Origin of the sequence: Variovorax robiniae (assembly GCF_037889955.1) — a bacterium.
GTDB lineage: Bacteria > Pseudomonadota > Gammaproteobacteria > Burkholderiales > Burkholderiaceae_C > Variovorax > Variovorax robiniae.
The window spans coordinates 98218-112655 of the sequence record NZ_JBBKZS010000015.1; the positions used below are offsets into that span (position 1 = coordinate 98218).

Sequence of the window (14438 nt, forward strand, 5' to 3'; positions counted from 1 at the left end):
GTCGCAGCATGGTTCCTGAACTGCGCATGTTCCTGGACAGTGAGCGAGCGTTCGGACCTAGGCATGGTTGGCCCCGCAGGTCGATGTGCCGGAAGCTTCCCGCAGCGCTTCGTGGGCCGTTTCACCCGACGGCACCGATCCACCCGGGTTGCGGATCATGATCGCCAGGCGTTCGGACGCCCAGCGCTTCGCCGGCTCGCCCCCCGATGCCGCGGGTACGCAGCAAGGCGGGCCGACCCATTGCATGGCGCTCGCGTAGCTCAATGGCGCCTGCGTCGGAAAGGCGTTGGCGCGCAATTGATCGAAGGCATGCTTGATCGCGCAATCCATCGTCTCCAGGTCCATGCAGGCCTCGACGTATTCCATCGCGAAGATGGCTAGCGACCGGTCCGGCTGCACCATCGCATAGTGCTCTTCGCCCTGGAACATGACGCAGACCCATTCCCAGCCGAACACGCGTGCGAGTTGGTCGCCCCACACGGTGGCCAGCGCGCGGGCCGCCGCGGTATGGCGCGGCTTTTCCACGCCCTCGCGACGCAAGGCCCACTGGCTTTCCTGCTGGCGCTGGTGCTTTTCGACGAACGTCTGGATGGCTGCGATGATGCGCGTGGCCGGAGCATCGCGCTCGCCACCGATCATCTGGTTGCCGATGACGGCATATTGGTTGAATTCGCGCTGTTCCCCGGCGGTCAGGGCGCGTTCGTACGTTGGCATTCAGGGACCTTTCTGGATAGACAACTGATTGTCCGAATCCAGAGGCCCCGCCGAAATCAGGCCGGGCTGAGCCGGCCTGCGGAAATGTCTGCAAACCCCCGCGCCTTTTCCGCCGGCGCGGGGTTGGGAGCGATCAGCGCTCGATGGTCAAAGCCACGCCCATGCCGCCGCCGATGCACAGCGAGGCAATGCCCTTCTTGGCATTCTGGCGCTTCATCTCATGCAGCAGCGTGACCAGGATGCGGCAGCCGGACGCACCGATCGGGTGGCCGATGGCGATGGCGCCGCCGTTCACGTTGACCTTGCTCGTGTCCCAGCCCATTTCCTTGTTCACGGCGCAGGCCTGCGCGGCGAAGGCTTCGTTGATTTCGAGCACATCGAGGTCGGAGGCCTTCCAGCCAGCGCGTTGCAGTGCCTTGGTCGATGCCGGCACCGGGCCCATGCCCATGATGGCCGGGTCGAGGCCGGCGGTGGCGTAGCTGGCGATACGGCCCAGCGGCGTCAGGCCCAGCGAAGCGGCCTTCTTGGCCGTCATCACCAGCACGGCGGCGGCGCCGTCGTTCAGGCCCGAGGCATTGCCCGCGGTTACCCCGCCGGCCTTGTCGAAGGCGGGGCGCAGGCCGGCCAGGCCTTCGGCATTGGTCTTGCGGTTGATGAACTCGTCCTTGTCGAAGACGACCGGGTCGCCCTTCTTCTGCGGAATGTTCACGCCGACGATTTCTTCCTTGAACTTGCCGGCATCCTGCGCGGCGGCGGCCTTGGTCTGGCTGCCCAGCGCCAGTTCATCCTGCGAAGCGCGGTCGATGCCGTACTTCTTGGCCACGTTCTCGGCGGTGATGCCCATGTGGTACTGGTTGTAGACGTCCCACAGGCCGTCGACGATCATGGTGTCGACCAGCTTCCAGTCGCCCATGCGCTGGCCGTTGCGCGAGTTCGGCAGCACGTGCGGCGCGAGGCTCATGTTTTCCTGGCCGCCGGCAATGACGATCTCGCTGTCGCCGGCATTGATGGCTTGCGCGGCCAGCATCACGGCCTTGAGGCCGGAGCCGCAGACGGCGTTGATGGTGAGCGCGGGCGTTTCCTTGGCGCCGCCGCTCTTGAGCCACGCCTGGCGTGCCGGATTCTGACCGGCGCCGGCCGCGAGCACCTGGCCCATGATCGCTTCACCGACCTGGTCCGCCGTGAGGTTGGCGCGTGCCAGCACTTCCTTGATGACCACGGCGCCCAGGTCCGTGGCAGCGATGCCCGCGAGCGAGCCCCCGAACTTGCCGACGGCGGTGCGAGCGGCCGAAACGATGACGATGTCTTCCATGCTATGTACTCCGATGATGATGACTGACTGGACGGGGGTTGAACGGGGACCGTGGACCTAGGCTTTCGCCTTGACGTAGCGGCCGGGGGCTGGCTCGGTGGCCTTGTAGGTGTTGCCCTTGCCATAGGTCTTGGGCGCGGGAATCTGCTTGCCGGCATGGCTCTTGAGCCAGGCCGACCAGTCGGTCCACCAACTGCCGGGATGCTCGGTGGCGCCTTCCAGCCATTCGGGCTGGGTCTTGGGCAGCTTGCCGTCTTCGCGGATCCAGTGGCTGCGCTTCTTCTTGGCCGGCGGGTTGATCACGCCGGCGATGTGGCCGGACGCCCCCATGACGAAGCGCTTCTTGCCCTTGAGAATTTGCGTCGACGCATAGGCGCCGCCGATCGGCACGATGTGATCTTCGCGCGAGCCGTAGATGTAGACCGGCGCCTGGATCGCGCCCAGGTCGACCTTCTCGCCGCAGACGGTGAGCGCACCCGGCACCTTGAGCTTGTCTTCCAGGTAGGTGTTGCGCAGGTACCAGGCGTAGAACGGGCCGGGCAGGTTGGTCGCGTCGCTGTTCCAGTAGAGCAGGTCGAAGGGCGGCGGCGTCTCGCCCTTGAGGTAGTTGCCGACGACGTAGTTCCAGACCAGGTCGTTGGGCCGCAGGAAGCTGAAGGTGGAAGCCAGGTCGCCGCCGGGCAGCAGGCCGCCCTTGCCCATCTGCATTTCACGGTACTGCACCATCTGCTCGTCGATGAAGATGTCGAGGATGCCGGTGTCGCTGAAGTCGAGCAGCGTGGTCAGCAGCGTGACCGAGGCGGCGGGTTGTTCGCCGCGCGCCGCCAGCACGGACAGCGCCGTCGTGAGGATGGTGCCGCCGACGCAGAAACCGAGCGTGTTGATCTGCTCGCTGCCACTGATCTCCTGGGCGAGATGGATCGCCTTGATGGCGGCGTTCTCGATGTACTGGTCCCAGGTGGCGGTGCGCAGCGACTCGTCCGGGTTGCGCCAGCTCACCACGAAGACGCGGTGGCCCTGCTCGTTGGCATAGCGGATCAGCGAGTTCTCGGGCTGCAGGTCGAGGATGTAGAACTTGTTGATGCAGGGCGGCAGCAGCAGGAACGGCTTCTCGTAGACCTTGGCATTGAGCGGCTTGTATTCCAGCAACTGGAACAGCTCGTTCTCGAACACCACCGCGCCCTCGGTGGTCGCCACGTTGCGGCCGACCTCGAAGGCGCTCTCGTCGGTCATGCTGAGATGGCCGCGCTTGACGTCGCCGAGCAGGTTCTGCAGGCCCTTGCCGATGCTTTCGCCGTTGGTGTCGATGGCGCGCTTGATGGCTTCGGCATTGAGCGCGATGTAGTTGCTGGGCGCGGAGGCAGCGGCCCACTGCTCGACCGCGAAGCGCAGGCGCGCACGCGTCTTGGCGTCGGCCTCGATGGCCTCGGCCATGCCCATCAGCGTGCGGGCGTTGAGGAGGTACACCGCGGCGGCAAAACCGGACAGCGGGTTGCTGCCCCAGGCCTCGCTGGCGAAGCGCCGGTCACCGGCCGGTGGGGTGGTGAGGCCCTTGTTCCACAACTCGGAAGCCTCCTGCACGTACTGCTGCTGCAACTCCTGCAGCTTGCTGGGGGAGATGCTGAACTTCGGCAGCTGCGGCAATTGCGGCATGCCGGGCAGGGCCATGCCGCCATTGCCGGTTGCTTGAAAGGACTCCAGTGCCTTGGTCCATCCCTGTGTCAGCGCCTGCTGCATCGACGCGAATGCGTCGGCCGTGGCGGCCTCTTGTTTCATGACGTCTCCTTGATCGGCGCGGTGGCCCAGACTGTTTTTGAGTATCCTGCAATCGCTGGCGAGCCTTGGTTCGACCGATCCGATGCCGCAGAACAACGCGGGGTTTTAGCGCGTTCATCCTACATGCCTTCGACGAATACTGTCTCCAATTTCATTACACCGCCTGCGGTGCCGCCCCTCGCATGTTCATTCACCTGATCGTCATCGGCTGGCTCTACGTCGCGGTGATGATGGCCGTGGCCGAGGCAACCAACACCAACGGAACGTTGTTGGGCGCCATCGTTACTTTTCTGATGTACGGCTTGGGGCCGGTCGCATTGGTGGTGTACCTGCTCGGCACGCCGGCCCGACGCAAGGCGATCCGGGCGCGTGAACTGGCGGCGCGGGAGGCCGCGCGCCAGGCTGCGGCGGCGGAGAAGCCGAACGAAGGCGCCTCTGAGGCGTCACTCGCGCCGGCAGCGACCGGACGCCCGGGTTCAGGTGCGCCAGATGCAGGCGGCGAAGCGCCCGCTGTGGCCGTCGCGCCGGTGCGAAAAGAAATGTGAGGGGTTGCTGACGGTGCACCATGCGTCGGTGCCGTCGTTGCCGTGAATCGACGCCGCGCCCGCGGCCTGCAAGCGCAGGCGCGCGAGTCCCGACAGGTCGGCCAACCATTTGCCTTCGGCGCCTGCGGGCTTGAAACAGGCGGCACTCGCCGGATCATGCGCCACGAAGACGGCCTTGACCTCGGCGCCGACCTCGAATGCCGTCGGGCCGATGCAGGGGCCTAGCCAGGCCATGACCTTCTCCCCTGCCCCAAAGGTGGCCAGCGTCGCTTCCAGCACACCTGCCGCAAGCCCGCGCCATCCGGCGTGCGCGGCGGCCACCTGGCGGCCTTCGCTGTCAGTGAATAGCACGGGCAGGCAATCGGCCACCATGACGGTGCAGGCCAGGCCGGCCTCGGTGGTCACGCAGGCATCGGCGGTCTCGCCATCGGCATCGGCCGCATCGAGCCGCCGCACGTCGACGCCATGCACCTGCTGGAGGAACACCGGGCGCACGCCGATTTCGGCTTGCAGGCGACGCCGGTTCTCCGCGACGGCCACGGCATCGTCGCTGACGTGGTCGCCCAGGTTCAGGCTCTCGAAGCGCCCTTGCGACGCACCTCCGCTTCGCGTCGTGCAGGCCGCGCGCACGCCGGCAGGCGCCGGCCACTGCGGCACGAGCAACTCAAGCTTCTGCATCGGGGCAGTTCGAAGGCTGGGCGCGGCGGAAGGCGTCGAGTTGCATGCAGGTCTCGAAGGCCGCCATGGTGCGCGGCAGGCCATTGAGGTCGCAATCGAAGCGCTGCGCGTTGAAGATCTGGGGCACCAGGCAGCAGTCGGCCATGGTCGGCGTGTCGCCCCAGCAGTAGCTGCTGCCGGCGGGCGACTGGGCCAGCTGGCGCTCGAAAGCTTCCAGGCCCACGCGCACCCAGTGGCGGTACCAGGTGTTCTTGGCCACATCGTCGAGCTTGAGTTCGCGCACCAGGTACTTGAGCACGCGCAGGTTGTTGAGCGGATGAATCTCGCAGGCGATCGACTCCGACAGCGCCCGCACGCGCGCACGGCTGACCGGGTCGCGCGGCAGCAGCGGCGGCTCGGGCTGGGTCTCGTCGAGGTATTCCATGATCGCCATCGACTGCGAGAAATGCTCGCCGTCGTCGTCCAGCATCGGCACCAGCTTGTCGGCCGAGATCGCGGCGAAGGGGCCGGTGAGGTGGTCGCCGCGCGCGATGTGCACGGGGATGTAGTCGTAGGCCAGGCCCTTGAGGTTGAGGGCGATGCGCACACGGTACGACGCCGACGAACGAAAGTAGTTGTGGAGCTTCATCATGGGGCGAGCATAGGACAACGCTGCAGAAGTCGCACGTGCGCGCGGCGGCTCGTGCTGCTTTGCCCCAGCCGAAGCAGGGCCGCCGGCAGGCGAGCCACCGCGCCCTCTGGCACACTGCCGCTTCCTGTTGAACCTGCTCCCAAGAAGGACGAACTTCCCATGGCTTCCGAGTACGTATTCCCTCCCGCGCCCGTCGTGTCGATCCCGGTGGTCGGCACCGGCGCGCGTTTTCCGGTGCACCGCATCTACTGCGTGGGCCGCAACTACGAAGAGCACGCGAAGGAAATGGGCTTCAGCGGGCGCGAGCCGCCCTTCTTCTTCATGAAGCCGGCCGATGCGATCGTGGTGGTGGAAGGCGGCCAGACCGGCAGCGCCGCCTACCCGAGCCTCACCAAGAGCCTGCACCATGAGATCGAGCTCGTCGTGGCGATCGGCACCGGCGGCCGGAACATCGCGGCCGCCGACGCGATGAAGCACATCTACGGCTATGCCGTGGGCCTGGACATGACGCGCCGCGACCTGCAAGGCGAGATGAAGAAGCAGGGCCGCCCATGGGAGATCGGCAAGGCTTTCGAGCAGAGCGCGCCGATCGGCCCGATCGTGCCGGCCGCCGATGCCGGCGACGTGCAGAACGCCGAGATCTCGCTGCAGGTGAACGGCACGGACCGCCAGCGCAGCAACGTGAGCAAGCTGATCTGGAACATCGCCGAGACGATTGAGCAGTTGTCCGCCGCATGGGAACTGGCGCCGGGCGATCTGATCTTCTCGGGCACGCCGGAAGGCGTGGCCGCGGTGGTGAGTGGCGACACGCTGGTCGGCTCGGTCGCCGGCCTGCCGTCTCTCACCGTGAAGATCTCGTAAATGCCCACCCCGAATGCGCCTGTGACGCCGGTGCGGCCGCCAGAGGCGGCTGCTCTTGCGGGCCGTCCAAGCCTGCGCAGGCAGGCTTGGAGCCGCGGCCCTCAGCCCCTCAAGGGGGCGCACCCAGCGGCCCGGCAAAGCCGGTTCCGCGGGTGCCCACGCACAGGCATCACTGACAAAAATCCCTCGCTGGTCTGATCTGATGTTCCCCCGCATCCCCATCAAACACTGCAAGAACTGCGGCACCGCCGTCGTCTACCGCCTGCCGGATGACGGCGACACCAAGCAGCGTGCGGTGTGCCCCGCCTGCAACACCGTCCACTACGAGAACCCGCTGAACGTGGTGGGGACGATCCCGGTGCTGGAGGACAAGGTGCTGCTGTGCAAGCGCAACATCGAGCCGCGCTGGGGCAAGTGGACCTTGCCGGCCGGGTTCATGGAACTCGACGAGACCACTGCCCAAGGCGCGGCGCGCGAAACGGACGAGGAAGCCGGCGCCGAGTACGAACTGCAGGGCCTGTTCGCCGTGATGAGCGTGGTGCGCGTGGGCCAGGTGCACCTGTTCTATCGCGCGAAGTTGCTGAGCGACCGCTTCAACCCGGGCCACGAGACGATCGAGGCGCGGCTCTTCACCGAGGAAGAGATCCCCTGGGACGAGATCGCGTTTCGCACCGTGCGCGAGGCGTTGCAGCATTACTTCGAGGATCGCCGCAAGGGCAGCTTCGACCGGGTGCACACCGTCGACATCGTCTGAGTTCGAGTTCGAGTTTGAGTCCGAAGCCTGTCACACACATGAAATCCCTTTCCCTGATTCCGCTGCTCCTCGCCTCGCTGCTGGGCCTGGCCGCGGGTGCGCGCGCCGAGACCGTCGGCGACGTCGACACGGCCTTCAAGCTGATCGGCCCGGACCACAAGATCGTCGTCGAGGCCTATGACGACCCGAAGGTCAACGGTGTCACCTGCTATGTCTCGCGCGCCAAGACCGGCGGCGTCTCCGGCGCGCTGGGCCTGGCCGAGGACAAGTCCGAGGCCTCGATCGCCTGCCGGCAGGTCGGCCCGATCAGCTTCAAGGAACCGCTGCCCAAGCGCGAGGAGGTCTACAGCGAGCGCCTGTCGATCATGTTCAAACGGCTGCGCGTGGTGCGCATGGTGGATGCCAAGCGCAATGCGCTGGTGTACCTCACCTACTCCGACCTGCTGGTCGACGGTTCGCCGAAGAACGCCATCACCGCCGTGGCCGTGGATCGCGGCACGGTGATTCCGGTGAAGTAACAACAACCGGCGCAGTACAAATGCCTGCGCCCGGCCAGCACCCTCTTCGCGTCCTCTACGGCGCCCTCTGGCGCTTCGCCGCCGGCACACGCGGGCGGCTGGTCGGCGCGCTGTCGCTGCTGGGCGGATCGCAACTGATCCGGCTCGGCATGCCCTGGCTCGCAGGCAAGGCCATCAACGCCTTGCAGCGGGGCGAGATCGGCACCGCCACGCAATGGATCCTGCTGCTGGTGTTCGTCTATCTTGTGTCCTGGGGCCTGCACGGGCCGGGCCGCGTGCTGGAGCGCGACGTGGCCGTGCGCGTGCGCGAGACGCTGGCCGACACGCTCTACGCCCGCATCGCCGCCGCACCGCTGACCTGGCACGACGCGCATCACTCCGGCGAGTTGCAGCACCGCGTGCACCAGGCCGGCCGCGCGCTGTCGGACTTCGCGCAGAACCAGTTCGTCTACCTCGCGAGCGCGGTGACCTTCGTCGGGCCGCTGGTCGCGCTGATGCTGCTGTCACGCGCCAGCGGCGTGCTGGCGCTGGTGGGCTATGTGCTGATCGGCCTGGTGATCCTGCGCTTCGACCGCGCCTTGATGAAGCTGGCCCGCACCGAGAACGATGCCGACCGCCGATATGTCGCCGCGCTGCTGGACTTCATCGGCAACGCATCGACGGTAATCGGTTTGCGCTTGCAGGCGGCCTCGCGCGTGCTGTTGCGTCGTCGCATGGCGGCGGTGTCGGTGCCGCTCAAGCGTGCCGCGATGCTGAACGAAGGCAAGTGGGCCGCGGTCGAGCTGCTCGGGCTCGGGCTGACCTGGGCGCTGGTGCTGATCTACGTGTGGCATGAACGCGGACCGGGCGAGGCGGTGCAGTTGGGCAATGTGTTCATGATCTACCAGTATGCGCAGCAGGCCGCGGCCGTAGTCGGCTCCATGGCAGCGAACTTCCAGAACTTCGCGCGCATGCACACCGACTACCTGAGCGCCGACCCGATCTGGGCCGCGCCGGGCGACCCGTCGGATGGCCGCAGCGACACGCCCATCGAGCGCGGTGCGGCATGGCAGCGCATCGCCATCAACCACCTGGCCTGGGGCTATGCCGATGCGGCGCGCGGCGGCGGCCTGCGTGACATGGCGCTGGCCCTGCATCGCGGCGAGCGCATCGCGCTGGTGGGCCCGAGCGGTGGGGGCAAGAGCACCTTGCTGCGCGTGCTGGCGGGGCTCTACGTGCCGCAGCAGGGCAGCCTGCGCCTCGACGGCCATTCGCAGGACTGGGCCGCGCTGCGCCGCCTGGCCACGCTGATTCCGCAGGAGATCGAGGTGTTCGAGGCCAGCGTGCGCGAGAACCTCACATTCGGCGAGCCCCACGAGGATGCCGCATTGCAGGCGGCCTTGCATGCGAGCGCCTTCGACGAGGTGCTGGAGGCCATGAAGGGCTCGCTCGACACGCCGCTGACCGAGCGCGGCTTCAACCTCTCCGGCGGGCAACGGCAGCGCCTGTGCCTGGCGCGTGGCGTGCTCGCGGCCCAGGGCAGTTCCCTGCTGCTGCTCGACGAGCCCACGAGCGCGCTCGATGCTGCGACCGAGGCCCGCGTACTCGAGCGCATCGGCGCCGCCTTCCCCGATGCCTGCCTGATCGCATCGATCCACCGGCTCAGCGTGCTGGACCACTTCGATACAGTGGTGCTGATGGAGGCGGGCCGCATCGCCGATGCCGGTCCGCGCGCCGAAGTGCTGCAGCGCCAGCCCCAATTGCGGCACGGATCGAACAGGTAACAAGTGGTCGTCGCGCCAGGCGAGCGGGCGCGAACCACTATATTTCGCTGCTGCAGCAGCGCGAAGCCACTTTCCAGGGAACGCCGCGCGACGAACAACATACAAACACGCCATGCCTTTCTCAGCCCTCCTGACCTCCCCCTCGCTCCGACGCGCCCTCCTCGCCCTCGCGGTCACCGCCCTCGCCGCGTGCTCCTCCACCCCACCGCCGCCGCCTGCCAAGGGCAGTCCCCCGGCCGTCGGCGCGAGCAGCACGCCCGCACCGCCGCCGCCCCCACCCACCGCGCCCGTGGCCAAGCCGGCCTTCGCCCGCCCCGCTTCAGGCGACATCATTGCCCGCTTCAACGGCAAGCAGAACAAGGGCATCGACTTCGCCGGCACGCTAGGCGATCCGGTGCTGGCCACGGCAGACGGCCGCGTCGTGATCGTCAGCAATGCGTTGCGCGGCTACGGCACGATGATCATCATCAAGCACAACGAGACCTACATCTCCGCCTACGCGCACATCGACAAGGCCCTGGTGAAGGAGAACCAGGTGGTGCGCCAGGGCCAGCAGATCGCCGAGATGGGCAAGAGCGGCACGGACCGCGTGAAGCTGCACTTCGAGATCCGCAAGCAGGGCGTGGCGGTGAATCCGCAGCCGTACCTGGACGGGAAGCTGCAGTAACCCGGGCATAAGAGATCGGCCGCCCGCCGGCCTCGACACTGCGCCCCCCTTCGCCGAGACTACGCGCCGAAGGAGATCCGGATGCGCCCCATGTCGATTCGCCGCCACCTGCTGCTGTGGGGCGTGCTCATCGCGGTCCTGACAGCGCTGATCTGGGCGGTGGTGCGCTTCGTGAGCCCCGCGCCGCCGCGCTCGCTCATCATGAGCACGGGCGTGGCCGATGGCGCGTACCACCGCTTCGGCCAGCACTACAAGGAGATCCTGCAAGCCAATGGCATCGATCTCCAGTTGCGCACCTCGAGCGGCGGCGTCGAGAACCTGCAACGGCTCAACGACGGCAGCGTGCAGGTCGCCTTCGCGCAGGGCGGCACCGGGCTGCTGACGCTCGACTACGACGCGCTGCCGACCGCGACACCCCTGCGATCACTGGCCACCGTCGCCTACGAGCCGGTGTGGATCTTCACGCACACGCTCGATGTATCGAAGGGCCTGAGTGCGCTGGCCGGCAAGCGCACGGCCATCGGCGTGCCCGGCAGCGGCAACAACAAGGTCGCGCTGCAGTTGCTGGCGGTCTACGGCGTGGTGGCCGACGGCAAGCAGCCCGCGGCCGATGGCACCACCTTCATCCAGGACGGCGGCCTGGCCGTGGCCGACATGCTCGCACGCCGCGAGATCGATGCGGCCATCATCATCTCGGCGCCGCAGGCGCCCGCGGTGCAGCGGCTGCTGGCCGACAAGTCGATGCATCTGGCTTCGCTGGAACACGTCGAGGGACTGGCGCGCCGTTTCCCGTACTTCCGTCCGGTCGTTCTCAAGCGCGGCTCGGTCGATCCGCAGCGCGACATGCCCCCTGGCGATATCAATCTGCTGGCGACCACCGCCAACCTGGTCGTGCGCGACGAATTGCATCCGGCCCTCAGCTACCTGTTGCTGGAGGCCGCGCAACAGGTGCACAAGCAGCCGAGCCTGATCAACCGGCCCGACGAATTCCCGAGCCCCCAGGGCACCGACTTTCCGTTGTCGACCGAGGCCGAGCGCTACTTCAAGAATGGCCGCCCGTTCCTGCAGGCCTACCTGCCCTTCTGGGCCGCGAACTGGGTGCAGCGCCTGTTGCTGTTGCTGGTTCCGCTGGCGGCCATCCTGGTGCCGATGGCGCGCGTGTTGCCGGCACTGGTCTCGTGGCGGCGCCAGAGCAAGATCTACCGCCGCTATGGCGAACTGAAGTTCCTGGAGCGGGACCTGGCCTCACGCCAGTTGAATGACGAGGAGCGGCGCAACGCGCGCGCGCAACTGGACCACATCGAGAAGGAGATCGTCCAGTCCAAGTTCCCGCTGGAGTTCTCGGACAAGGTCTACACGCTGCGGCAGCATGTGGACTATGTGCGGGCGCAGTTGGCGCGGCAGTCGGAGGGGCCGGGGTAGGCAGCGTCTCAACCCTTCGCCCGCACCAGCTTCCCCGTCGACGAGGCCCGCGCGCAGAGCCGGCCATCCTGCGCGTACAGGTCGGCCTCCATGAACACCACGCTGCGGCCCCAGCGCAGGACGCGCGCCTCGACCTCGAAGGTCGACACGTCGACGCGTTCCAGGAAGGTCACCTTGAGCTCCAGGCTGGCCAGCCCCGATTCGGGCTCGCGCGCCATCACGGCGAAGGCCATCGAGCAGTCGAGCCAGGCGGTGATGATGCCGCCCTGCACCACCGTGCCATTGGTGTGGGCGAATTCGGGACGGGCGGTGAAGCGCACGCGGGCGGCGCCCGCTTCGGCGTCGCTGCGGAGGAGTTCGGTGAAGCCGATGGCGTGCATCAGGCCAGTGGGGAATTTTTGCTTGTCCATGATGAGGTCGTGTCCTGGGCGTCCGCCATGCCATCGCTTGGGCACCCGCGGGGAGCGGCAATGCTACGCGGCAGGCGCGCTGGCAAGGGACACGATGGCGACTGCGCGTGGCGCAACGCGCATGTCATTTGGCGCACGAAGAATACGCCTGCACGGGAACGTGATTTGCTTCAAAGTAGGCACCCCATTTCATGAAACCAAGCGCATCTGAAATGGGCTGTTCACCGTGCCGCGAGGCACTTTCACCACCCTTCCCAACCAATACCCAAGGACGCATTGATGAGCACGATCACGACCGCGGACGGCACCGAGATTTTCTACAAGGACTGGGGCTCCGGGCAGCCCATCGTCTTCTCGCATGGTTGGCCGCTTTCGGGCGACGACTGGGACGGCCAGATGCTGTTCTTCCTGCAGCAGGGCTATCGCGTCATCGCGCACGACCGGCGCGGGCACGGGCGGTCCAGCCAGACATCGGGCGGCAACGAGATGGACACCTATGCCGACGACCTGGCCGCGCTGACCGAGGCGCTGAACCTCAAGGACGCGATCCACGTCGGCCATTCGACAGGCGGCGGCGAGGTGGCCCGCTACATGGGCAGGCACGGCACCAGCCGCGTGGCCAAGGGCGTGCTGATCGGCGCGGTGCCGCCGCTCATGCTCAAGACCGAGGCAAACCCGGGCGGCCTGCCGATCGAGGTCTTCGACGGCATCCGCGCCGGCGTGGCGGCCAATCGCGCCGAGATCTACCGGGACTTCACGCTGCCCTTCTATGGCTACAACCGGCCGGGCGCGAAGATCTCGCAGGGCATTCGCGACCACTGGTGGTTCCAGGGAATGATGGGTTCCATCCTGGCCCACTACGAATGCGTGAAGGCCTTCTCGGAAACCGACTTCACCGAGGACCTGAAGAAGATCGACGTGCCGATGCTGGTGATGCACGGCGACGACGACCAGATCGTGCCGTACCAGGATGCCGCGCTGCTGTCGGCCAAGCTGCTGAAGAACGCGACGCTGAAGATCTACCCGGGCCTGCCGCACGGGATGTGCGCGACGCATCCGGAGATCATCAACGCGGACTTGCTGGCGTTCTTCAAGTCCTGAGGGCTTTCAGAACTTGCCGGCCCCCATGTACCCGAACAGGTGGCCGGCCACCTTCCGCATCTGGATCTCCTCCGACCCTTCGGTGATGCGGTAGCGGCGGTGATGCCGGTAGATGTGCTCGAAGGGCTTGTGCCGTGAATAGCCGATGCCGCCGTGCACCTGCATCGCCCGGTCGGCCGCTTCGCAGCACAGGCGGTTCGCCCAATAGTTGCACATCGAGACCTTGTCGGACAGCCGCTTCTCGACTTCGGGCTTGGGCACCTGGTCCATCTGCCAGGCGGTCTTGCGGATCAGGAGGCGCAGCATCTCGACCTGCGTGGCGAGTTCGACGAGCGGGAACTGGATGCCCTGGTTGCGCGCCAGATCTTCGCCAAAGGGCTTGCGCTCGCGCGCGTACTTGACGCTTTCACGCACGCAGTAGTCAGCCGCGCCGAGGCTCGATGCGGCCTGTCGGATGCGGTTCTCATGCACGAAATGCTGGGCCAGCGCCAGGCCGCCATCGAGCCTGCCGAGCACGGCTGAATCCGGAACCCACACATTGGTGAAGCTCACGCGCGGATGGTCGGTCGGCATGTTGAAGGTCCAGAGGTACTCCTCGATCTTCACACCCTCGGCCTGCGCCGGCACCAGGAAGGCGCTGATGCCGCGTGCCTCGCCGTCGCGGCCGCTGGTGCGCGCGAACAGCACACAATGTGTCGCGGTGTGCATGCCGGTGGTCCACATCTTTTCGCCGTCGATGCGAAAGCCCGGCTGGCCGTTGCGCGCCTCCGGCACGGCACGCGTCTCCATGTGCGTGGCATCCGATCCATGCTGCGGCTCGGTCAGGCCGAAGGTCAGGCGCACGCGCTCCTCCAGCATGCCGGGGATCAGTTCGTCGCGATGCGCCGGCGAGCAAAGGTCACGGACAGCCAGCACGAAAGGGTTGTTGGCTACGATGGAATGCTCGTTCTGCAGGTCGTTGTGCAGGCCGAGGCCGCGCGCGGCAAAGTGCTCGCGGATCACCGCCATCCAGAGGTTGCTGCCGTCGCGACCGCCGAACTCCGCGGGCAATCCGAAGCGCAGGTGGCCGGCCCGGTCGGCACGGCGTCGTGCCTCGGCCAGCAGCGCCTCCCACTCGGGGCGCGGCAACCCGCCCTTGTCGAAGTCGGTGCGGGCCCATTCGCGGCGATGATCGAAGAAGCGTTCGTTGTCGTCCTGCGCCTGCAGCGGGGCGATCTCGCGGTCGATGAATTCGTCGAGCTCCGCAAGATACGCGACGAGGTCGGGGGGCAGGTCGAAGTCCATGT

The 14438-nt window shown here is 66.9% G+C and carries 15 protein-coding genes; 8 read left to right on the forward strand and 7 right to left on the reverse strand.

Annotated features, from left to right (window positions below; genetic code table 11):
- Nucleotides 1–57: 57 nt before the first annotated feature.
- The 3 genes from WKW79_RS27030 to phaC form a co-directional block, all read right to left on the reverse strand.
- Nucleotides 58–714: a hypothetical protein gene (locus tag WKW79_RS27030; RefSeq protein WP_340338313.1), complete on the reverse strand. Its 657-nt coding sequence runs from the start codon at nucleotides 712–714 to the stop codon at nucleotides 58–60.
- Nucleotides 715–847: 133 nt separating this feature from the next.
- A complete protein-coding gene (locus tag WKW79_RS27035) occupies nucleotides 848–2026 on the reverse strand; it encodes an acetyl-CoA C-acetyltransferase (protein ID WP_340338314.1) in 1179 nt (392 codons plus the stop codon).
- Between the two features lie 57 nt (nucleotides 2027–2083).
- Complete coding sequence (phaC, locus tag WKW79_RS27040; protein WP_340338315.1) at nucleotides 2084–3802, reverse strand: class I poly(R)-hydroxyalkanoic acid synthase; 1719 nt, start codon at nucleotides 3800–3802, stop codon at nucleotides 2084–2086.
- A gap of 182 nt (nucleotides 3803–3984) precedes the next feature.
- Here phaC and WKW79_RS27045 point away from each other — a divergent pair, with 182 nt between their 5' ends.
- A complete protein-coding gene (locus tag WKW79_RS27045) occupies nucleotides 3985–4347 on the forward strand; it encodes a hypothetical protein (protein ID WP_340338316.1) in 363 nt (120 codons plus the stop codon).
- Here the strand turns inward: WKW79_RS27045 and pgeF are convergent.
- Both pgeF and maiA read right to left on the reverse strand, forming a co-directional pair.
- Complete coding sequence (gene pgeF / locus WKW79_RS27050) at nucleotides 4279–5025, reverse strand: peptidoglycan editing factor PgeF (RefSeq protein ID WP_340338317.1); 747 nt, start codon at nucleotides 5023–5025, stop codon at nucleotides 4279–4281. The two genes, WKW79_RS27045 and pgeF, sit on opposite strands and share 69 nt — an antisense overlap.
- Nucleotides 5012–5653 (reverse strand): maleylacetoacetate isomerase, encoded by a 642-nt coding sequence (gene maiA, locus WKW79_RS27055; protein ID WP_340338367.1) that lies wholly within the window; start codon nucleotides 5651–5653, stop codon nucleotides 5012–5014. Before maiA ends, pgeF begins: the two co-directional genes overlap by 14 nt.
- A gap of 162 nt (nucleotides 5654–5815) precedes the next feature.
- Here maiA and WKW79_RS27060 point away from each other — a divergent pair, with 162 nt between their 5' ends.
- The 6 genes from WKW79_RS27060 (at nucleotide 5816) to WKW79_RS27085 (ending at nucleotide 11641) form a co-directional block, all read left to right on the forward strand.
- On the forward strand, nucleotides 5816–6517 hold the full coding sequence (locus WKW79_RS27060; RefSeq protein WP_340338318.1) for a fumarylacetoacetate hydrolase family protein: 702 nt from the start codon (nucleotides 5816–5818) through the stop codon (nucleotides 6515–6517).
- Nucleotides 6518–6719: 202 nt separating this feature from the next.
- Entirely contained in the window at nucleotides 6720–7271 is a 552-nt protein-coding gene (locus WKW79_RS27065) for an NUDIX hydrolase (protein WP_340338319.1), read from the forward strand.
- A gap of 38 nt (nucleotides 7272–7309) precedes the next feature.
- Nucleotides 7310–7789, forward strand: coding sequence for a CreA family protein (locus tag WKW79_RS27070; RefSeq protein WP_340338320.1), 480 nt, complete (start codon nucleotides 7310–7312; stop codon nucleotides 7787–7789).
- 20 nt (nucleotides 7790–7809) lie between these two features.
- A complete protein-coding gene (locus WKW79_RS27075) occupies nucleotides 7810–9552 on the forward strand; it encodes an ABC transporter ATP-binding protein (protein WP_340338321.1) in 1743 nt (580 codons plus the stop codon).
- 112 nt (nucleotides 9553–9664) lie between these two features.
- A complete protein-coding gene (locus tag WKW79_RS27080) occupies nucleotides 9665–10219 on the forward strand; it encodes a peptidoglycan DD-metalloendopeptidase family protein (protein ID WP_340338322.1) in 555 nt (184 codons plus the stop codon).
- Between the two features lie 90 nt (nucleotides 10220–10309).
- Entirely contained in the window at nucleotides 10310–11641 is a 1332-nt protein-coding gene (locus WKW79_RS27085) for a TAXI family TRAP transporter solute-binding subunit (protein ID WP_340338323.1), read from the forward strand.
- A gap of 8 nt (nucleotides 11642–11649) precedes the next feature.
- Here the strand turns inward: WKW79_RS27085 and WKW79_RS27090 are convergent, their stop codons facing one another.
- Nucleotides 11650–12051, reverse strand: coding sequence for a PaaI family thioesterase (locus tag WKW79_RS27090; protein ID WP_340338324.1), 402 nt, complete (start codon nucleotides 12049–12051; stop codon nucleotides 11650–11652).
- Between the two features lie 279 nt (nucleotides 12052–12330).
- Between WKW79_RS27090 and WKW79_RS27095 the strand changes: the two genes are divergently transcribed.
- A complete protein-coding gene (locus WKW79_RS27095) occupies nucleotides 12331–13152 on the forward strand; it encodes an alpha/beta fold hydrolase (RefSeq protein WP_340338325.1) in 822 nt (273 codons plus the stop codon).
- 6 nt (nucleotides 13153–13158) lie between these two features.
- On the opposite strand, the gene WKW79_RS27100 is transcribed toward WKW79_RS27095, so the two are convergent.
- Nucleotides 13159–14436 (reverse strand): acyl-CoA dehydrogenase family protein, encoded by a 1278-nt coding sequence (locus WKW79_RS27100; RefSeq protein ID WP_340338326.1) that lies wholly within the window; start codon nucleotides 14434–14436, stop codon nucleotides 13159–13161.
- Nucleotides 14437–14438: the final 2 nt, after the last annotated feature.